16 protein-coding genes and 1 tRNA gene are annotated in these 19,267 nt (G+C 72.5%); 9 read left to right on the top strand and 8 right to left on the bottom strand.

Translation table 11 applies throughout. From position 1 onward, the window contains the following. The first annotated feature begins 34 nt into the window (after positions 1 to 34). A complete protein-coding gene (locus I8N68_RS12975) occupies positions 35 to 2,464 on the top strand; it encodes a penicillin-binding protein (protein ID WP_200210183.1) in 2,430 nt (809 codons plus the stop codon). A 77-nt stretch (positions 2,465 to 2,541) separates the two neighbouring features. On the opposite strand, the gene I8N68_RS12970 is transcribed toward I8N68_RS12975, so the two are convergent. After that, positions 2,542 to 2,997 carry a GatB/YqeY domain-containing protein gene (locus tag I8N68_RS12970; RefSeq protein WP_200210182.1) on the bottom strand — a complete coding sequence of 152 codons (456 nt, stop codon included), beginning with the start codon at positions 2,995 to 2,997 and terminating at the stop codon, positions 2,542 to 2,544. 25 nt (positions 2,998 to 3,022) lie between these two features. Between I8N68_RS12970 and I8N68_RS12965 the strand changes: the two genes are divergently transcribed. The 6 genes from I8N68_RS12965 (at position 3,023) to I8N68_RS12940 (ending at position 10,073) form a co-directional block, all read left to right on the top strand. Beyond that, complete coding sequence (locus tag I8N68_RS12965; RefSeq protein WP_200210181.1) at positions 3,023 to 3,916, top strand: metallophosphoesterase; 894 nt, start codon at positions 3,023 to 3,025, stop codon at positions 3,914 to 3,916. Between the two features lie 69 nt (positions 3,917 to 3,985). Beyond that, positions 3,986 to 4,062: transfer RNA gene (locus I8N68_RS12960), tRNA-Pro, on the top strand. A gap of 554 nt (positions 4,063 to 4,616) precedes the next feature. Beyond that, positions 4,617 to 5,207 carry an NADPH-dependent FMN reductase gene (locus I8N68_RS12955; protein ID WP_200210180.1) on the top strand — a complete coding sequence of 197 codons (591 nt, stop codon included), beginning with the start codon at positions 4,617 to 4,619 and terminating at the stop codon, positions 5,205 to 5,207. Between the two features lie 137 nt (positions 5,208 to 5,344). Then, entirely contained in the window at positions 5,345 to 6,298 is a 954-nt protein-coding gene (locus I8N68_RS12950) for a hypothetical protein (RefSeq protein ID WP_200210179.1), read from the top strand. Positions 6,299 to 6,581: 283 nt separating this feature from the next. Continuing rightward, a complete protein-coding gene (locus I8N68_RS12945) occupies positions 6,582 to 9,191 on the top strand; it encodes an ATP-binding protein (RefSeq protein ID WP_200210178.1) in 2,610 nt (869 codons plus the stop codon). A 69-nt stretch (positions 9,192 to 9,260) separates the two neighbouring features. After that, complete coding sequence (locus tag I8N68_RS12940; protein WP_200210177.1) at positions 9,261 to 10,073, top strand: class I SAM-dependent methyltransferase; 813 nt, start codon at positions 9,261 to 9,263, stop codon at positions 10,071 to 10,073. Between the two features lie 130 nt (positions 10,074 to 10,203). On the opposite strand, the gene I8N68_RS12935 is transcribed toward I8N68_RS12940, so the two are convergent. The 3 genes from I8N68_RS12935 to I8N68_RS12925 form a co-directional block, all read right to left on the bottom strand. Further along, complete coding sequence (locus I8N68_RS12935) at positions 10,204 to 10,815, bottom strand: dihydrofolate reductase family protein (RefSeq protein WP_200210176.1); 612 nt, start codon at positions 10,813 to 10,815, stop codon at positions 10,204 to 10,206. A 312-nt stretch (positions 10,816 to 11,127) separates the two neighbouring features. Next, positions 11,128 to 11,664, bottom strand: coding sequence for a hypothetical protein (locus I8N68_RS12930; RefSeq protein WP_200210175.1), 537 nt, complete (start codon positions 11,662 to 11,664; stop codon positions 11,128 to 11,130). A gap of 369 nt (positions 11,665 to 12,033) precedes the next feature. Continuing rightward, positions 12,034 to 12,507, bottom strand: a complete 474-nt coding sequence (locus I8N68_RS12925) for a hypothetical protein (RefSeq protein ID WP_200210174.1) — start codon at positions 12,505 to 12,507, stop codon at positions 12,034 to 12,036. Between the two features lie 148 nt (positions 12,508 to 12,655). Here I8N68_RS12925 and I8N68_RS12920 point away from each other — a divergent pair, with 148 nt between their 5' ends. Continuing rightward, positions 12,656 to 13,945: an MFS transporter gene (locus I8N68_RS12920; RefSeq protein WP_200210173.1), complete on the top strand. Its 1,290-nt coding sequence runs from the start codon at positions 12,656 to 12,658 to the stop codon at positions 13,943 to 13,945. Positions 13,946 to 14,047: 102 nt separating this feature from the next. Here I8N68_RS12920 and I8N68_RS12915 read toward each other — a convergent pair whose 3' ends face one another. Continuing rightward, on the bottom strand, positions 14,048 to 15,787 hold the full coding sequence (locus tag I8N68_RS12915; protein ID WP_200210172.1) for a bifunctional metallophosphatase/5'-nucleotidase: 1,740 nt from the start codon (positions 15,785 to 15,787) through the stop codon (positions 14,048 to 14,050). A gap of 284 nt (positions 15,788 to 16,071) precedes the next feature. Between I8N68_RS12915 and I8N68_RS12910 the strand changes: the two genes are divergently transcribed. After that, on the top strand, positions 16,072 to 16,875 hold the full coding sequence (locus I8N68_RS12910) for an alpha/beta fold hydrolase (RefSeq protein ID WP_200210171.1): 804 nt from the start codon (positions 16,072 to 16,074) through the stop codon (positions 16,873 to 16,875). Between the two features lie 4 nt (positions 16,876 to 16,879). Here the strand turns inward: I8N68_RS12910 and I8N68_RS33605 are convergent, their stop codons facing one another. The 3 genes from I8N68_RS33605 to I8N68_RS12900 all read right to left on the bottom strand — a co-directional run bounded on the left by I8N68_RS33605 (position 16,880) and on the right by I8N68_RS12900 (position 19,019). Next, positions 16,880 to 17,011 carry a hypothetical protein gene (locus I8N68_RS33605; RefSeq protein WP_267909571.1) on the bottom strand — a complete coding sequence of 44 codons (132 nt, stop codon included), beginning with the start codon at positions 17,009 to 17,011 and terminating at the stop codon, positions 16,880 to 16,882. A gap of 183 nt (positions 17,012 to 17,194) precedes the next feature. Further along, positions 17,195 to 18,505: a hypothetical protein gene (locus tag I8N68_RS12905; protein ID WP_200210170.1), complete on the bottom strand. Its 1,311-nt coding sequence runs from the start codon at positions 18,503 to 18,505 to the stop codon at positions 17,195 to 17,197. Between the two features lies 1 nt (position 18,506). Then, a complete protein-coding gene (locus I8N68_RS12900) occupies positions 18,507 to 19,019 on the bottom strand; it encodes a SigE family RNA polymerase sigma factor (protein ID WP_200210169.1) in 513 nt (170 codons plus the stop codon). Positions 19,020 to 19,267 lie beyond the last annotated feature (248 nt).

Raw genomic sequence — 19,267 nt, 5'->3', positions numbered from 1 at the left:
TTCCCTACTCGCGTACCCTGTCGAGGTGACCTGGATGCGGAAACGTGACCACAATGTGCTGACCAACGCCGCATCGCTACTCATCTGTGGCCTGTTGGCCGGCGTGGTGGTCGCGGCGGCGGCCTTCCCCGCAGTGGCGATGTCCGGACTGGCCGCCAAGGCCGGAGCCGAGACCTTCGGTGCACTGCCCACGGAACTGACGGTGGCCCGGTCCCCGCAGATCAGCTACCTGCTGGCTTCCGACGGCAAGACGCCGCTCGCCACGATGTACGACGAGAACCGCAAGGACGTCAAGCTCAAGGACATCTCGCCCTTGATGCAGAAGGCGATCATCGCGGCCGAGGACCACGACTTCTACAAGCACAACGGGGTCGACCTCAACGGCGTCGCCCGGGCGTTCGTCAACAACCAGGCCGGGGCCTCCCGGCAGGGCGCCTCGACCCTGACGATGCAGTACGTCCGGCTGGCCATCTCCTACTCGGCCACCCACCCGGCCGACGTGGTCGCGGCGACCGAGGACACCAGCGCCCGCAAGCTGCGCGAGATGCGCTACGCGCTCCAGATCGACAAGGAACTCAGCAAGGACGAGATCCTGGAGCGCTACCTCAACATCGCCGCCTTCGGCAACGGTGCGTACGGCATCTACGCCGCCAGCCAGGTCTACTTCGGCAAGCTGCCGAGCAAGCTCGACATCCAGGAGTCGGCCTTGCTGGCCGGCATGGTGAAGGCGCCGACCGCGTTCGACCCCACCACCCCGGGCGGCTACCCCCAGGCGGTCGACCGGCGCGACTACGTCATCGACAACATGGTGCTGACCGGGGCGATCACCCAGGCGGAAGCCGACCAGGCCAAGAAGATCAAGCTCCAGGTCAAGGACAAGCGCACCCCGAACGGCTGCGTCGCCACCAACCAGCGGACCTGGGGCTTCTTCTGCGACTACTTCTACCGCTGGTGGATGCAGCAGGAGACGTTCGGTTCGACCTCGTACGACCGGGAGCGCCGGCTCAAGAGCGGCGGCTACACCATCACCACCACGCTCGACGTGCAGGCCCAGAAGGGCGCCGACAGCGCCGTCCGCCGCGGCATAAAAAATGCCGAGAGCTACAAGGCGGCCCGGATGGTGGCGGCGATCGAGCCGGGCACCGGCCGGGTGCGGGCCATCGCGGTGAACCGGAACTTCAAGATCGACGACCCGAAGAATCCGCAGAACAAGATCGCCACCGACCCGAAGAAGGCCAAGAAGAACATCCGGGGCAACTACCCGAACACGGTCAACCCGCTGGTCACCGGCGGCGGCGGCATCACCGGGTACCAGGCCGGCTCGACCTTCAAGATGTTCGCCATGGTGGCGGCGCTGGAGAAGGGCATCCCGCTCAGCTACACCATCAACTCGCAGCCGTTCTTCAGGTCGGAATACGTCATCCAGCCCGGCCCCGCGGCCTGCCCGGGCACGCACTTCTACTGCCCGAAGAACGCCAGCGCCAGCATGACCGGCGTGCACAACATGTGGAGCGCGTTCGGCAAGTCGGTGAACACCTACTTCATCCCGCTCCAGCAGCAGGTCGGCGCGGAGAACGTGGTGAAGGTCGCCCAGCGGCTCGGCATCACCTTCCGCGCGCCGAAGGACGCCGAGTTCGCCGCCACCAAGGAGGCGGCGCACGACTGGGGCGCGTTCAGCCTCGGCGTCTCCCAGACGACCCCGCTGGAGCTGGCCAACGCGTACGCCACGCTGGCGGCCGACGGCAAGTACTGCGAGCCCATCCCGGTCCAGGAGATCCGCGGCCCGGACGGCGACAAGCTGGACATCGCCAACCCGCACTGCGAGCAGCGGTTCAGCACCGAGGTGGCCCGGGCCGCCGTGGACGCAGCCCGCTGCCCGGTCGGTGACCGGTCGAGCACCTCCAAGTGCACCGGCGCCACCGCCGGCAACGTCCGCGGCATCGTGAAGGCGCCGGTCGCCGGCAAGTCCGGCACCACCGACTCGGACAAGACCTCCGCCCTGGTCGCGATGACCAAGCAGTACGCGGTGGCGGGCATCATGGCCGACCCGGACTGGCCACAGACCAACCAGAAGATGGGCCACGACGTCCCGAACGGCATCAACCCGGCGGTCTACCAAACGCTCCGCGACGCGATGAAGGGCAAGGACCGCAAGGACTTCACCCCGCCCAGCGGGAAGATCATCTTGGGTGACCAGCGCTCCATTCCCGACGTGAAGTGCCAGACGATCGACGCCGCCAAGTCGCGGCTGCGCGGCGCCGGGTTCGACCCGGTCGTCTCCACCAGCAAGGTCCCATCGAGCTGCCCGAAGGACACCGCCGCCGGCACCAGCCCGGACGGCCGCACCATCAAGGGCGGCGTGGTCACCATCGAGGTCAGCAGCGGTGGCGGCACCCCGCCAAGCGGCGACGCCACCCCGCCCGGCGGGGTCACACCGACCCGCCCCGGGCGACCACGCGGCTGACCCGTGACACGGACGGGCGGGCACCCCACGAGGGGGTGCCCGCCCGTTTCGCGTACGCCCGACGGGAGCCGGAACGGTCAGAGGCCGAGCTGCCGGCGTACCTCGGCGGCGACCCGGCCACCCTCGGCCTGGCCGGCCACCGCGGCCTGAGCCGCCTTCATGGCCGGGCCCATCTGCGCCTTGCCGGTGAAGCCGCCCGCGGCGAGCGCCCCCGCGACCAGCTCGGTCAACTCCGCCTCGGAGAGCTGCTTCGGCAGGTAGCGCTCCAGCACCTCACCCTCGGCGGTCTCCTTGGTGGCCTGCTCGGCGCGGCCGGCGTCGGCGAAGGCGGTGGCGGCCTCGCGCCGCTTCTTCGCCTCCTTGGTCAGCACCGCGAGCACCTCGTCGTCGGTGAGCTCGCGCTTGGCCTTGCCGGCGACCTCGGCGTTGCCGACGGCCGCGAGGGCCATCCGCAGCGTGGAGGTGGTCAGCTCGTCGCGCGCCTTCAGGGCGGCGCGCATGTCTGCGGTGAGGCGGTCCTTCAGCGTGCTCATGGACGGTCAAACTACCCTGAACGCCATGCGAAAGCGCACACTATTCCGGCTCGCCGCCGGGACCGTCGCCGCGGGCACGGCCACCCTGGCGTACGCGTCGCTCGTCGAACGCAACATGTTCACCCTGCGCCGGTACGACGTGCCGGTGCTTCCGGCCGACGCCGAGCCGCTGCGCGTGCTGCACCTGTCGGACCTGCACATGATGCCCCGCCAGCGGCGCAAGCAGGACTGGGTGGCCTCGCTGGCCGCCCTCGACCCCGACCTGGTGGTGGTCACCGGGGACAACATGGCCCACCCCGACGCCGTCCCCGGCGTGCTGCGGGCCCTGCAACCACTGCTCGACTTCCCCGGCGCCTTCGTCTTCGGCTCCAACGACTACACCGGGCCGGTCTGGAAGAACCCGTTCACCTACTTCCTGCCCGACCGGGAGTACACCGAGGGCGTCGCGCTGCCCTACGAGGAGCTGCGGGACGTCTTCACCGGCGCCGGTTGGGCCGACCTGAACAACGCCCGGACCACCCTCAAGGCCGGCGGCCGCGAGGTCGAACTGGTCGGCGTCGACGACCCGCACATCGAGCGGGACGACTACGCCGCGGTGGCCGGCCCGGCGTCGGCCTCGGCGGACCTCGCCATCGCCCTGGCCCACTCGCCGGAGCCGCCCGTCCTCGACCAGATGGCCGCCGACGGCTTCGGGCTGCTGCTCGCCGGGCACACCCACGGCGGCCAGGTCTGCGTGCCGGGCTACGGCGCGCTGGTGACCAATTGCGGGCTGCCCCGCTCGATGGCGCGTGGGTTGCACCGCTGGCCCGGCTCCGACGCCTGGCTGCACGTTTCCGCCGGGCTGGGCACCCACCCCACCGCCCCGGTGCGCTTCGCCTGCCCGCCGGAGGCGAGCGTCCTCACCCTGATCCCGCGCTGAACGACCCCTCCTCGGGGGGTACCCAGTTTGACCATCGGAGCGGGTGGGCTACTATTTGTCGGCACGCCTCGGGGTGTGGCGCAGCTTGGTAGCGCGCTTCGTTCGGGACGAAGAGGTCGTCGGTTCGAATCCGGCCACCCCGACCAGAGGTAACAGCAGGTCAAGGCCCCTCCACCGAGGGGCCTTGATTCGTTTCCGGCGATCACTGCTCTTCCCAAGGCAGCGAGAAGGCAGCGAACGACGCAAGCACTCTGCGATACCGGCGCGCGGCCCGCTCGCCAGCCACCCGCGATCTTCTTCTAACCCCAGGCCTCGGCCGTGCCCGTGCGTGCCCGTCGGCCGGCGCCGATGGGTGGCTGCTCTGCCGCAGCTGATCTTGACCCCCTGACCCAAGCCGACGCCAACAACGGCCCTCGTCTGAACGCCGGTCACGACCTGGCGGCGAGGCGATTCGGGGGCTGGCGGACACCGGACGCTTCCACGGATCACATGGCTGGCGGGCCATGGATGGGCCACAATCCGGGGTCAACCTAGGCCGCCTTGGACCGAGCCACGCAGCGGAAACGCCGCACCTCGAAGCCAGTCGGGGACCGTGCCGTGTCAGCGGGCAACCGGAACGCCTGTGTGCGTTCGGAGCCACGCAGACGGGGTAACCGCCGACGGCTCCCGAGCGCGTCGGGACCTCAAGGGAAGGGCGGCAATGACCAGAATCGGCATCATCATCGGCAGCACCCGTCCCGGGCGTAACGGCGAAACCGTGGCCCGCTGGGTGCACGACATCGCCAGCAAGCGCGTCGACGCCGAGTACGAACTCGTCGACCTCAAGGACTTCAACCTGCCGCACCTGGACGAAATGACACCCCCGTCGATGGGCCAGTACACCCAGCCACACACCCTGCGGTGGGCCGAAAAGATCGCCTCGTTCGACGGGTACGTCTTCGTGACACCGGAGTACAACCACTCCACATCCGGGGCGCTGAAGAACGCGATCGACTTTATCTACGCCGAGTGGAACAACAAGGCGGCCGGGTTCGTCAGCTACGGCAGCGTCGGCGGCACCCGTGCGGTGGAGCACCTGCGCCTGGTGGTGGCCGAGTTGCAGATCGCGGACGTACGGGCACAGGTGGCACTCTCGCTCTTCACCGACTTCGAGAACTTCAGCGTCTTCAAGCCCGGCCCTCACCAGGTGGATGCCGTGAACACGATGCTCGACCAGTTGGCGGCGTGGAGCGGCGCGTTGGCAACCCTACGGACTGGCACGACGATGGCGACGCCCCAGTCCGGTACGTAGTGGAGCCAAGCGCCGGGCTGTCGGCCCCACACGCCATTCCTCAGCGTGAAGCTGGTTCGGCGAGCTTCCCGCATACCGCGTGATCCCGCCGCGTACGGGGCAGCGGAACTGATGGCCGACTGCCTAAGCTCTGCGCCGTGTCTGCCACCACCGTCTTCGCCGTACCCACGAAGAACCGCCTCGACCACTACCCGGAACTGCGCCCATTGCGCCAGGCCCTGCTGTCGCGGGACTGGCCTGCGGTGACCCGGTTCTTCGCCGAACTCCCCGCCGACCAGGACCCGAGCGTGGCGGTGACGGTGGTCGCTGAGCTGCGGGGCGTGGAGACGTTCCTCGAGGGCGCTGCGGCGTCCTCGACCCTGGCGGCCACCCTGCTCGGCGCCCGCTGGGTGGTGATGGGCTGGGAGGTGCGTACGGCCCTCTACGCGAGCGAGGTGAGCCGGAAGCAGTTCGCGCAGTTCCACGCGTTCCTGGCCCGGGCCGACAACCTGCTCGGCGACGTGGTGATGGCGGAACCGGGCAATGTCGCAGCGTGGACGACGCGGGTACGCATCGCGCGCGGCCTGCAGGTGGGGCTCACCGAGGCGTGGCGGCGCTACAACCAGGCAGCCGAGGCTCAGCCACACCCGTTCACCGCCCAACTCGACCTCGCCCAGCAGCTCTGTCCGAAGTGGGGCGGCTCCTTCCCGCAGCTGCACGCCTTCGCCCAGGTGTGCGCCGCGGAGGCGCCACCCGGCGCGCTGAACGCCGCCGTGGTGGCCGAGGCGCACATCGAACAGGCCCGCGCGGAGCCGTCGGCCTCGCGGTACATGCGGCAGCCGGAGGTACGCGAGCAACTTCGTGACGCGGCGGCCCGGTCGGTGGGCCACCCTGCCTACCGGCCGGTCTACGGTTGGGTGCAGGCGCAGAGCAGCTTCGCGTACGCCTGGTCGCTGGCCGGGGACCGTCGCAGCGCCGCCCCCCACTTCGCCGCCCTCGGCAACCGGTTCACCTCATACCCGTGGGAGTACTACCAGGGCACCGGCGGGGTGACGTACAAGGCTCGGCAGCTCGCCGCGCTGATGACGCGAGGGCACCGCACCCGCGGGTGAGCGCGCCGCGGCTTGCCGAAGGTGTTCACCTCGACCGTCACCGGCCCGTCGACCCGGTCTATGACTATCGGTTCGGTTTGCGTGGGTGGCCACAGTAGACGGTGGAGCCGGGCCGGCGCTGCCCCGCTCGACGAGGTGGCGTCGCTGTCGGGGTGGGAGTTGGCCTGCGGCGCGTGGGCATGACGGCGAGGCCATGATCCGCTACCTCTCCTGGCCGGCGGACCAGTCGGCTCGCCGTCAGGACGAGCTTCCCCGCCGCCCGCCGTGACTAGCATTCGGGGCGATGGAGCTGCTGGAGCGGGCCGGTCCACTCGACGCCCTGGACGAGCTGCTGACGGCCAGTGCCGCCGGTGGCCGCATCGCGCTCGTCGCCGGCGAGGCGGGCGCCGGCAAGTCCGCCCTGCTGAGCGCGTTCACGGCGGCGGTCGGGGCCCGGGCCCGGGTGCTCCAGGGCGGCTGCGACCCGCTGCTCACCCCACGCGCTCTCGGCCCGCTGCACGACATCGGCCGGCAGGTTGGCGGCGCGCTCGCCGCGCGGCTCGCCGACAGCCGGGCCGGCGACGGGCGGGAGGGCGAACGCCGGGGCGCGCTCTTCGACGCCCTCCTCGACGAGCTGGCCGGCCCCCGGCAACGCCGCCGACCGGTGCTGGTGATCGAGGACGCGCACTGGGCGGACGAGGCCACCCTCGACCTGACCGCGTTCCTCGGCCGCCGGCTGGCCGGCTGCTGCGCCCTGCTGGTGCTCACCTACCGCGACGACGAGGTGGGTCCGGAGCACCCCCTGCACGCGGTCCTCGCCGGGCTGCCCCGCGCGCTGGTGCGCCGGCTGCCGCTGCCACCGCTCTCCACCGCCGCCGTCGAGGAACTGGCCCGCCGGGCCGGGCGCTCCCCCGCCGGCCTCTACCAGGCCACCGGGGGCAACCCGCTGCTGGTCACCGAGGTGCTGGCCGCCGCCGGGCCGGGCGTCCCGCCGACCGTACGCGACCTGGTCGCCGCCCGGCTCGCCGCGCTCAGCCCGGCCGCGCGGGAGGCGGCCCGGCTGGTGTCGGTGGTGCCGTCCCGGACCGAGTCGCACCTGCTCGGCGGGGAGCCGCCAGCGGCCGTCGAGGAGTGCCTGGCCGGCGGGCTGCTGGTGCCGGCGGCGGAGGGCGTGCGGTTCCGTCACGAACTGCTCGGCCGGGCGGTCCGGGACGGCCTCTCCCCGATACGCCGCGCGGCCCTGCATGCGGCGGTGCTGGCCCGGCTCGCCGGCCGGTCCGACGTGGACGCCGCCCGGCTGGTGCACCACGCGCACCACGCCGACGACGCGGCGGCCGTGCTGCGGTGGGCACCGCTGGCCGCGCGCCGGGCCGCGGCGGTCGGCGCGCACCGGCAGGCCGTCGCCCACTACGCGGTGGCCCTGCCGCGCGCGGCCGGACTGCCGCCGGCGCGCCGGGCGGAACTCCTGGAGGCGTACTCGTCGGCCGCCTACCTCGCCGGGCTCGGCACGGAGGCCCTCGCCGCCCGACGGGAGGCACTCGCGCTGCGGGAGGCCGACGGCGACACCGTCCCGATCGGCGAGAACCTGCGTTGGCTGTCCCGGCTCTGCTGGTGGAACGGCGACAGCGCGGCCGCCCGCGCGGCGGCCACCCGGGCGGTCCAGGTGCTGGAGTCGGCGCCGGCCGGCCGGGAACTGGCCATGGCGTACAGCGGGATGGCGCAGCTGCTGATGCTGGCCAACCGGGACGACGAGGCGATCGACTGGGGCGGCCGGGCGCTCGCGCTGGCGGCCCGCATCGGGGACCGGGACACCGAGGCGCACGCGCTGGTCAACGTCGGGTCGGCGCGGCTGCAACGCGGCGACCCGGACGGCGTCGAGCTGCTGGAGCAGGCGCACGTCCGGGCCGCGCTCGACGGCCTCGACGACCATGCCGCGCGGGCCCTGGTCAACCTGGCCACCATGTCCGTCGAGCGGTACGACCTGGACGCGGCCGGCGCCCGACTGGACCGCGCGCTGCAGTTCACCACCGGGCGGGACCTCGACGGGTACGCCCGCCACCTGCTGGGCCACCGGGCCGGGCTGCGGCTGCTCCAGGGCGACTGGACCGGCGCGCTGACCGACGCCGAGACCGCTCTCGCCGGCTCCGGGCAGCCCGGCGGCAGCCTGGTGCCGGCGCTGCTCGTCCGCGGCCTGCTCCGCTCCCGGTACGGCGACCCGACCGCGGCGGACGAGCTGGCCAAGGTGGCCGGGTGGGCGTACGGCACGGGCGAGCTCCAGTTCGTCGGCCCCGCGGCGGCGGCCCTCGCCGAGCACCACTGGCTCGACGGCGAGCCGGAGCGGGCGGCCGCCGAGGCCCGGCGCGGCTACGAGCTGGCCGTCGCGGCGGGACAACCGTGGTCCGCCGGGGAGCTGGCGTACTGGCGGTGGCGGGCCGGGGAGCTGACGTCGGCGCCGGCGGTGGCCGCGTCGCCGTACCGGCGGTTGCTCGCCGGCGACTGGGCCGGCGCGGCCGACGAGTGGCGGCGCCTCGGCTGCCCGTACCGCCGGGCGGAGGCCCTGGCCTGCGGGGACGCCCAGGCGGCGGGCGAGGCGCTGCGGATCCTGGACGCCCTGGGCGCGGTGCGGACGGCCCGGCGGCTCCGGGCCGAGCTGCACGGGCGCGGTCTGGCCCGGGTGCCGCGCGGCCCGCGGCCGGCGACGACGGCCAACCGGCCCGGGCTGACCGCCCGGCAGCTGGAGGTGCTGGCGCTGCTCGCCGACGGGCTCAGCGACGCCGAGATCGCCGGGCGGCTGTCGCTCTCGGCGCGCACGGTCGGGCACCACGTCTCCGCGGTCCTCGGCAAGCTGGCCGTGCCCAACCGGGGGCAGGCCGCCGCGGTCGCGCGACGGCAGGGGCTGGTGCCGCCAACATAGGTGGTTTTCCCGATGTCCGGCCGCCGCCGCAGCCCTAGCGTCACCGGCAACCGAACGGAAGGCACTGTCATGACCAGCACGATTGATCTGGCCGCCGTCAAGGCGCGGCAACAGCAGACCTGGGCCAGCGGCGACTACGGCGCCGTCGCCGCCCGCATCCACCTCATCTCCGAGCTGCTCGTCGAGGCGGCCGACCTCGCCGCCGGAGCGACCGTCCTGGACGTGGCGACCGGCACCGGCAACGCCGCGATCGCGGCGGCCCGCTGCGGCTGCCGGGTGACCGGTGTCGACTATGTACCGGAGCTGCTGGAACGCGCGCACGCGCGGGCCGGCGCGGAGCGGCTGCCGGTGACCTTCGCGACCGGTGACGCCGAGCGGCTGGCCTACCCGGACGCCTCGTTCGACGCGGTGCTCTCCTGCGTCGGGGTGATGTTCGCGCCGGACCAGGAGCGGGCGGCCGCCGAGCTGGTCCGGGTCTGCCGGCCCGGCGGCACGGTCGCGCTGGCCGCCTGGACGCCGGAGGGCTTCATCGGCGACCTGTTCCGCACGGTCGGCCGGCACGTCCCGCCGCCCGCAGGGCTGCGCGGGCCGGTCGAGTGGGGTCGCGAGGAGCGGCTGGCCGAGCTCTTCGGCGCGACGCTGCGCGACCTGCGGGCCACCCGGCGGACCTTCGTCTTCCGCTTCACCACCCGGGACGAGTTCGCCGACTTCTTCCGGGTCAACTACGGGCCGACACTGAAGGCGTTCGAGACGCTCGACGAGCCGCGGCGGCCGGCGCTGCACGCCGATCTGGTCGAGCTGGCCCGCCGGTACGACCGCTCCACCGACGGCACCGTCCGCATCCCGGCGGAGTACCTGGAGGTGGTGGCGACTCGGGCCTGACGCCCGGCCGGCCGCCGCGCGACGCCGGCTCAGTCGTGCGGCTCGGTGCGGGCGACCTCGACGAACGCGCTGGCGAGCGGGACCAGCAGCACGTGCGGGTCCACGTCGGGCCGCACAGCGACCTGAGCGGTCATTCCAGCGCGAACGATCCGGTGACCAACTCGCCCGCCGGCTGGTACGTCCCGATCACGACGCCGGTGGTGGAGACCTTGCTGTCGACGAGCTTCAGCGCGGCCGGGACGGCGCCCGCCGAGAACAGGCGCTTGCCCGATCCGAGGACGACGGGGAAGACCCACAGGCGGTACTCGTCGACGAGGTCGTGCCGCAGCAGCGTCTGGATCAGGTTCGCGCTGCCGTGCACCTGCAGCTCCGGCCCGTCCTGCTGCTTGAGCGCCGCGATGCCGTCGGCCGCGTCGCCCTCGATCAGGACCGAGTTGCGCCACTCCAGTGCCGGGCGGCTCCGCGACGCGACGTACTTGGTGGCGTCGTTGAGCGGCTTGGCGGCGTCCTCTTCGGTGGCGCGGGGCCAGTGTGCGGCGAAGATGTCGTAGGTCCGGCGGCCGAGGACGAGGTCGAACGGCTTGCTCATCGCCGCGCCCATGACCTGACCCATCATCTCGTCCCAGTAGTTCACCGACCAGCCGCCGTGCGCGAAGCCGCCGTCGTCGTCCTCGCCGGGTCCGCCCGGGCCCTGCATGACCCCGTCGAGGGTCAGGAACGTGCTCACGATCAGTTTTCTCATCTCGGGTCCTCTCGTCAGCGTGCGACGTCGGCCAACGGTTCGTCGGTCTGCTCCCTGGCCTGAATCCTGTCTCAGTCTCCGGCCCGGATCTGCTCGACACGACCGGCACCACGGCGCCATTCGCCCGGTACGACGACGAGGGCACATCCGGATCGACCGGATGTGCCCGCCACGCACTGGCCGCCACGCGGCGACGGTCGGGCCAACCGGGTGCGCTCACCTGGTGCCCCGCAGGTCGAGCACGAAGCGGTCGTGCTCGGGGCAATCGCACCGTGCGTTCGGCTGTCCGCGGACCTGCCGCTCCAACTCCGGCTAGCCGTCTCCTCTGGGGCGAACGTGTAGGGCGGGTGCCACATCCGTGCCGGCGACCACGGTGACCGGCTCGGCCTCCACCAGCGGATTCGGCGCGAGTCGCACCACGTACGCACCCGGGAAGGCGGGCACGTAGCCGAACTCGCTCTTCGGCACGAAGGTCCCCGCAATCACCAGCGGATACGACGTTCTGGTGTTGGCCGGCAAAGAGGCCCACCCGCGGTGGATCCGCCAGGACTGGCGTACGTAGTCCCGAATGAACTGGAACTCGCGACCGTAGGCGGCGCCGGCGACCTGGTACGTCACCTGCATGGTGGCCCTCAACCGGTTCTTCCCGGGAACGAGTTCCTTGATCTTCAGGTGCTTCGGCGGGGTGTAGTCCTCGTGCTTCAGCGTGCGGTCGTCCAGCAGTACCGTCTCGGTGTCCTCGTCCGGGCCACGGACGAGATACGACCGCGCCTCGTCGGCGTCCCGGTCGGCCAGCGCCTCGAAGTACCGGTACACCACCTGCTCGGGCGTCAACGGATCGCGGAGCACGGCCCAGCTCCCGCCGCCGCAGCACATCGCCACGACGACGATCCCCGCCCACCAGCGCCACGTACGGCCGAAGAACCCCGCAAGCGGGCCGAAGGAGGGAAGCTGGCGGATGGCGCCCGAAGCCGGACTGGCACCGCAGACGGGACAGGAAGACTCTCCGCTCGCTAGCGGTGTCTGGCAGTTGGCGCAGTGCACGAGCGGCCTCCCGGACGTAGCGAAGGGATCGTCGGAGTATCCACCGTGATCGACTTCGCCGCTGCCCCGCGTGCCGGTGCGCCGCCCTACCCGGGGACGAAGGTGAACTCCGGCCCTTGTGCCGCCGGCGTTGTCGCTCTCCCCACGCCGCGTCGCGCCCGCGTCGCCGGTGGGTCAGTCGTGCAGCTCGGTGCGGGCCACCTCGGCGAACGCGGCGGTCAGGTAGCCCTCCAGCGGCCGGCCGGTGACCGCCAGCAGATGGGCGACGAGCAGCGGGGCGTGCCGGGCGATCGCCGCCGGGCCGGGTGGGGCGTCGTCGTCGCCGGGGTCGTAGACGCCGAGGGAACTGGCCAGCAGGACCAGCAGCACATGGGGGTCCACCTCCGCCTGCCACGGCGCCGCGTTTCGCACGCAGCCCTCCAGCACCTGGCGCACGTCGTCGCCGTCCAGCCCGTTTGGGTGGGTCTCCTCCAGCAGCAGCCGGACCACCCCGCCGAGCACCAGGCCGGCCCGGTCGGCGGCGGCGAGTCGGTCGACCGCCGGCTCGTACGCCCCGGCGTCCCGGTCCCGGGCGGCGGCGACGGCCTCCGAGGCGGCCAGCGCGATCTCGCGGGCCGGTGCGGGTAGGTGTCGCCACGTCACGATCACCGGGCCAGCATGGCAGACCGCACCGACAGGGCCACGACGGCTGCGCTCCCGTCGCACCACGTGTGCTTGATCACGCGACGGCCGTCCGTACGCGGAGGCGGCGGTAAACCGGTCGCGGGTCGTCGTACCCGCCGCAGAGAATCCAGCCATGCTGCGCCGCGCCCTACCCGCCCGCCCGGAAGCCCGCCGGATCCTGCTCGGCACCCTGCTCTCGGCCATCGGGCGCGGCCTGACCCTGCCGTTCCTCTTCATCTACCTCACCGACGTGCGCGGGCTGACCGACACCCGGGCCGGCCTGGTGATCGGTTGGTTCGGCGCGGTGACCCTGGCCCTGTCACCGGTCGGCGGCACGCTGATCGACCGGTTCGGGGCCCGCCGGGTGGTGCTGCCCTGCCTGGCGATCTCGGCGGTCGGCACCGGCTCGCTCGCCCTGGTCGACTCGACCGCCACCGCGTTCGCGGTCGCCACGCTGATCGCGGTGGGCGGCTCGGCGCTCTGGTCCGGGCAGACCACCATCCTCGCCTCGCTGACCGGCGAGGCCGAACGGCAGCGGGTCTTCGGCCTCCAGTTCGCGCTGCTCAACCTCGGCATCGGGGTGGGCGGCCTGATTTCCGGCGCGCTCGTCGACGTCGCCCGGCCGGTCACCTTCCAGGCCATTTACCTGCTGGACGCGCTGAGCTACCTGACGCCGGGGCTGATCCTGCTGACCCTGCCGCACGTGGGGCACAGGCCGGCGGCGACCGTGACGGCGGGGGCGACCCGGTCGGCCGGCGGATACCTGACCGTGCTGCGGGACCGGCCGTTCCGGCGGCTGGTCATCTTCGGCCTCGTCCTCACCACTTGCGGGTACGCGCAGATCGAGGTGGGCTTCACCGCGTACTCGGTGCGGGTGGCGGAAGTGACGCCGCGGGTGGTGGCCTGGGCGTTGGCCTGCAACACCGTGATGATCGTGCTCTCCCAACTGGTGATGATCCGGCGGATGGAGGGGCGGAGCCGGACCGGCGCGCTGGCCGCGGTCGGCGCCGTCTTCGCGACCGCCTGGCTGGTCCTCGGCGCCGCCGGCCTGATCGGTCCGGGGAACGCGCTGGTCGCCGCGCTTGGCGTGGTGGCGTGTGCGGCGATCTTCGGCTTCGGCGAGACCATGCTGTCGCCGGTGATGCCGGCGCTCACCAACGCGCTGGCCACCGACGAGCTGCGCGGCCGGTACAACGCGATGAGCTCGATGATCTTCGGGGTCAGCGGGGTCATCGGCCCGATCACCGCCGGCCCGCTGATCGGCGCCGCCGACGGGCGGATCTGGGTGGTCGTGGTGGTCGGCGGCTGCCTGACCGCCTCGGCGCTGGCCCTGTCGCTGCGCCGGTTGCTGACCCCCGGCCAGGACGGCCGCCTCACCCCGGCGCCGGCCCCCGTTCCCGCCCCCGAGCCCGCCTCCCACTGACCTCCCGGCCACCGGCCGGCGGGCGGGCCCGGCAGCGAACGGAACAGCGGACGGGCCCCGGAGCAGCTGCTCCGGGGCCCGTCGTCGTGCCGGTGCGCCCCGTCAGGCGGCGGGCACCTCGGCCGTGGTCTGGATCCGGTCCAGCGCCGGCGCGGAGACCGGCGACTTCGCGGTCAGGTACGCGGTGAAGGCGTCCAGGTCGATCATGCCGGTGACCAGGTTCGTGCCGCCGGTGAGGACGCTGAACCCGTCGCCGCCGCCGGCGAGGAAGTTGTTCACCGTGACCCGGTAGGTCGCGGCGTCGGTGACCGGGGCACCGTTGATGGTGAGGCTGCCCCGGACCACCCGGGTGCCGGTGCACGGCGAGCTGGCCGTGGCGGTGGTGCCGTTCGGGTCGACCACGTAGTGCACGCCCGCGGAGGCGTACAGCACCCGGGCGACCGTGAACTGCTGCTCCAGCATGCAGTAGAGCTGCGCGCCAGTCAGGTCCAGCGTCACCAGGTTGTTGGCGAACGGCTGCACCGTGAACGCCTCGGCGTAGGTGACCGGGCCGGCGTCGAGGTCGGCGCGGACACCACCAGGGTTCATGAACGCGGCAACCGCGTTCTGCTCGTCGTCGGTAGCGGCGAGCTGAGCGTCGGCGATCAGGTTGCCCAGCGGCGACTCACCGGTCTGGTACGTCGGCTTGCCGTTGGCGTCGACGCCGGTCTGGTACAGGTTCTCCTGGGTCTTGGTGATCACGCTGGTGGTCTCGCCGACCACCTTGTCGGCGACCGGGCCGAGCGCGGTCTTGTACCGATTGATCAGGTCGGTGCTCGCCGGGTCCTTCGGGACGGTCCGGGTGACCACCACGTTGTTCGCCTTGGCGGTGAGCACATCGCCGGTGCGACGGTCGATCTGCAGGTTGATGTCGGTGACCAGGCGACCGAACGAGCTGGCGCTGGTGACCAGCTTGCCGTTGATGTTGCAGTTGTACGCGGCGTGGGTGTGCCCGCTGACGATCACGTCGATCGACGGGTCCATCCGGTTGGCGAGGTCGACGATCGGCCCGCTGAAGCCGGTGCAGTCGTTGATCCCGCCGCCGTTCTGTACGCCGCCCTCGTGCAGCAGCACGACGATGGTCTCGACGCCCTGGTACCGCAGGATGCGGGCGTACTTGTTGGCGGTCTCCGCCTCGTCGGCGAAGGTCAGGCCGGCGACGCCCTGCTGGCTGACGATCTGCGGGGTGCCCTCCAGGGTCATCCCGATGAAGCCGACCTTGACGCCGTCGACCTTCTTGATGCCGTACGGCGGCAGCAGCGGCTGGCCGGTGGCGGTGGTGAAGGCGTTGGCGGAGAGGTACTGGAACTTGGCGCCCTCGAACGGGGTGCCGTCGGCGCAGCCGTCGACCGGGTGGCAGCCGCCGTTCTGCATCCGCAGCAGCTCGGTGGAGCCCTCGTCGAACTCGTGGTTGCCCACGCTGGTGAACTCGAGCCCGGCGAGGTTCATCTCCTCGATGGTGGGCTCGTCGTGGAAGGCCGCGGAGAGCAGCGGCGAGGCGCCGATCAGGTCACCGGCGGCGACCGTGATGGTGCGCTCCCGCTCCTCCTCGGTGGTGCCGCGCAACTGGGCGAGCTGGGTCGCCAGGTACTCCGCACCACCCGCCGGCTGGCCGGCGATGGTGCCGCTGGAGCCGGTCGGCGGCTCCAGGTTGCCGTGGAAGTCGTTGATGGCGAGCAGCTTGACGTCGAGCGGCTTGGGGCCGGCCTCTGCCTGATTGGGGTTGACGGCGACCGTGCCGAGCGCGGTCACGGCGAGCGCGGCCAGGCCGACGGCGGCCCGGCGCATCCCGGGGACGGACATGGAACTCCTCGTGAGAATCGGCGCGTGGCTGTCCGGGCGATGGTTCACCCGGCGACCCTGATCCGTGCCGTGACCGGGGTCGATGGGAGGGTGACGGCGGTCGGGAAAGCCGCCCCGCCGATGAAAGCTTGCCATCCGACACGCGATCGGTCGACCGGGGCAGCTCACCAGATCCCCGGATATGGGCGGCGACCTGTACCGGTCTGCCCGACGAGTCGGACATGACGGGCAGGTGAATTCCCGCAGGGCCACCCGTTGTCCGGGGGGTGGGCTAAAAAGTAACCATGACGCTGGAGGGGATCACCTGGACGGTGGACTCGGCCCGATCCGCCGACGGGACCACCATCACGTACGAGACCGCGGGCGGGGGACCGCCGATCGTCCTCGTCGGCGGCGCCTTCAACGACCGGTCGACCACCCGGGCGCTGGCCGCCGCCCTGGCCGGCGACTTCACGACGTACGGCTACGACCGTCGGGGCCGGGGCGACAGTGGCGACACCGCGCCGTACTCGGTGCAGCGCGAGATCGAGGATGTGGCGGCGCTGGTCGGGGCGGCCGGCGGCACGGCGTACCTCTACGGCCTCTCCTCCGGCGCGATCCTCGCCGCGTACGCGGCCGCCGAGCGGCTGCCGATCGCCGGGTTGGCCCTCTTCGAGCCGCCGTTCCAGGTCGGGCCGGAGGGCGGGGCCAAGCCGGAGCTGTCGGAGCGGCTGACCGAACTGGTGACCGAGGGCCGCCGGGGGGACGCGGTGGAGCTTTTCCTGACGGCTGCGGTGGGGGTGCCCGCCGAGGCCGTCGCGGGGATGCGCGGCAGGCCGGAGTGGTCCTGGATGGAGGGGCTGGCGCACACCCTCGCCTACGACTCCACGGTGACCGGTGACGGCGCGCTGCCCACCACCCGGCTGGCGACGATCACCACGCCGACGGTCGTCGTGGACAGCACCGGCAGCCCACAGTGGCTGCGCGACGCGGCGGCCGCCACGGCCGACGCGATCCCCGGTGCCACGCACCGGAGCCTGCCCGGTGGCTTCCACGAGGTGCCACCGGAGGATCTCGCCGCCGAGCTGCGCGCCGCCCTGCTGGGCTGAGCAGTCACGGCTCCCGGTCCGGCGGCTCGGCCTCGCCGGGCGGGGCGGCCTCGCCGATCGCACCCGCCACGCCCAGCGCCACCCCGGCGAGCACGAGCACCGCGCCGGTGATCCGGGCCAGCCGCCATCGGGACATCGCGCCATCCTCGCAGTGCGCCGGGCCGCCCGGGGGCGACGAGCACGGCGCCGGCTCCCAGGGACGGGGAGCCGGCGGAGCCGTTCCGAGCCGGAGTGATCATCACTTCTTTCGCGATCGGCTTCGGAGGCCCGGCCGGCCGGGGCTCAGGGTCCGGCTGGCCGGTTCAGCACTCCGATCTCCTCAGGGACAGCGCCAGACGGTAGGGCGGTTCTGGCCGGCCGGCTCCTCCCGCACCGCTCCGTAAATCGTCCCCAGGTCGTCGATCAACACCGGCTGCGGGCCGTATTCAGGGTGCGCGTTGGGCGGCAGTGGCACCGGTCGCGCCGTTCCGTCCCGTTCCACCATCCGCCAGCCCCCGCCAGGAACGCCCACCAGCAGCCGTCCCTGCGGATCGGTGACCACGGAGTAGTGGTTGCGGGTGTCCAGGCCCTGGTAGACGACGAGCTCCCCGGTACGGACGTTCCACACGGCCGGCGGGGACTTGGCCGTGGTTGCGGGACGGCCCCGCTGCTTCACGGTGGCGCCGGGCACAATCCCGGCCACCCAGTCACCCCGCAACGCCACCTCTCCCCTGGGACTTCCCGGTGCCCAGTCGGCGGGGGCGGTCCGCACCGCGGTGCTGCCGTCGGGCCGCCACAGGCGGAGCTTCTGTTCCGCCTTGACGCCGGCGTGGGGGTCCCGCTCCATGCCGACGATCGTGCCGTCGGCGGTCCACCCGAACATTCGGTACTTCGCGGGTTTCCCGAGCACCTGCGGTGGTCCGTTTCCGGCCGGCCAGATGACCGGCACGCCGACCCGACGCGCGCTGTCATAGGCACCCCCGAGGATGTCACCCCGGTCGTTGACGGCTGAGGACTGGCCACCGTCGTACCCGGACGGCAGCGTCAGGTTCCGCAGCTTCTCGTCCTGGTACGCCCAGGGGAGGCCGGGTTTGCCGTTGCCGGGGTAGCGGACGCCCACCACCAAGCCGCTGGCGTTCACCGCGATCGGCTCGACGCGCACCGCCTTCGGCAGCTCGAAGAGGGACGGATCTCCCTGGTCCCACAGCACGAGGTAAGCCCGGTCCCGGTCGGTTGCCTTGTTGCTCACGCCGGCGGTCCCGACCAGGAAACGGCCGGTGGGGTCCGCCGCCTGCACCGTCGGGAACCACACCTCCTTGGGCACCGGGAATTGCTCGTACACGCACGGCGCCGAGTCCTTGCTCAGCGTGACCGTGACCGGTACGACGGTCGGCGGGGGCAGGACCTCGGGCGACCGTCCGGTGACCGGCAAGCTGCGGTCGTGGTGAACCGAGTCCAGTACCACCGCCGAGCCGCCCCCGACGGCAAGCACCGCCACCGCCGCCAGCGCGACGGTGAGCCGTCGCCGGCGACGCTCCGCCCGGCGCCCGGCCCGCAGCACCGCGCCGACGTCCACCCCGGTCGGCGGCACGGGTGCCAGGGTCAGCGCCCGGCGGACGACCTGACCGGCCTGCTCTTCGTCCCAGGACATGTCATCTCCCCGCTCGGGTGTCGGTACGGGCGTCGAGGTCGAGCCGGCGACGCAGCGCCGCCAGACCCCGCGAGGTGTGGCTCTTGACGTTGCCGGTGGAGCAGTTGAGCAGGCTCGCCACCTCCTCCACCGTGAGGTCGCAGGCGAACCGCAGTGTCAGCACGGTCCGCTGGGTGCGGGGCAGGCCGGCGAGCAGGTCGGTGACCGCCTCCCGCTCCTCGATGCCCGGCGTCCGGGCGGCGGGCCGGTCCGGCGCCTCCGACAGCAACCGGACCCGCGCCCAACCCCCGCGCCGCTCGTCCAGGTAGGTCCGCACGAGCATCCGGCGGACGTACGCGTCGGTGTGGTCCGCGCCGGCCGCCCGGCGCCAGTGCCGGTACAGCTTGGTGAGTGTGGTCTGCACGATGTCGTCGGCCCGGTGGGCGTCGCCGCACAGCAGGTACGCGGTGCGGTGCAGCACGGGTAACCGTGCCGTCACGTACTCCACGTACTCGGTCTCGTCCTCGGCCCGCATGCCGCTCCTCTCCGGGACCCTTCGCACCGATGACGGACCGGCGGCGGGCGCGGGTTGCAGCCGGACAAGTCGGCGGATATCCGTCTCGTCACTCGGCGCGCAGGCCCGCCACCGGCTCCCACCGGCGGACCACCCCGGGCCGCCCGGCGAGGTAACGGACGATCAGGCCGGCGTCCAGCCGTGCGCCTCACCCAGCCCGCGGGCCAGCCTCGCCAGGTAGACCGCCGACGGCGCGGTCCACGGCACGT

Origin of the sequence: Micromonospora coerulea (genome assembly GCF_016598485.1) — a bacterium.
Lineage (GTDB): Bacteria > Actinomycetota > Actinomycetes > Mycobacteriales > Micromonosporaceae > Micromonospora > Micromonospora coerulea.
This window is presented reverse-complemented; position numbering and strand designations above follow the sequence as displayed.

Bases quoted from the DNA above. Each gene is read 5' to 3' on its own strand.
- I8N68_RS12975 (WP_200210183.1), top strand. From the start codon at position 35: ATGCGGAAACGTGACCACAATGTGCTGACCAACGCCGCATCGCTACTC.
- I8N68_RS12970 (WP_200210182.1), bottom strand. From the start codon at position 2,997: ATGAGCACGCTGAAGGACCGCCTCACCGCAGACATGCGCGCCGCCCTG.
- I8N68_RS12965 (WP_200210181.1), top strand. From the start codon at position 3,023: ATGCGAAAGCGCACACTATTCCGGCTCGCCGCCGGGACCGTCGCCGCG.
- I8N68_RS12955 (WP_200210180.1), top strand. From the start codon at position 4,617: ATGACCAGAATCGGCATCATCATCGGCAGCACCCGTCCCGGGCGTAAC.
- I8N68_RS12945 (WP_200210178.1), top strand. From the start codon at position 6,582: ATGGAGCTGCTGGAGCGGGCCGGTCCACTCGACGCCCTGGACGAGCTG.
- I8N68_RS12940 (WP_200210177.1), top strand. From the start codon at position 9,261: ATGACCAGCACGATTGATCTGGCCGCCGTCAAGGCGCGGCAACAGCAG.
- I8N68_RS12935 (WP_200210176.1), bottom strand. From the start codon at position 10,815: ATGAGAAAACTGATCGTGAGCACGTTCCTGACCCTCGACGGGGTCATG.
- I8N68_RS12920 (WP_200210173.1), top strand. From the start codon at position 12,656: ATGCTGCGCCGCGCCCTACCCGCCCGCCCGGAAGCCCGCCGGATCCTG.
- I8N68_RS12915 (WP_200210172.1), bottom strand. From the start codon at position 15,787: ATGTCCGTCCCCGGGATGCGCCGGGCCGCCGTCGGCCTGGCCGCGCTC.
- I8N68_RS12910 (WP_200210171.1), top strand. From the start codon at position 16,072: ATGACGCTGGAGGGGATCACCTGGACGGTGGACTCGGCCCGATCCGCC.
- I8N68_RS33605 (WP_267909571.1), bottom strand. From the start codon at position 17,011: ATGTCCCGATGGCGGCTGGCCCGGATCACCGGCGCGGTGCTCGTGCTC.
- I8N68_RS12905 (WP_200210170.1), bottom strand. From the start codon at position 18,505: ATGTCCTGGGACGAAGAGCAGGCCGGTCAGGTCGTCCGCCGGGCGCTG.
- I8N68_RS12900 (WP_200210169.1), bottom strand. From the start codon at position 19,019: ATGCGGGCCGAGGACGAGACCGAGTACGTGGAGTACGTGACGGCACGG.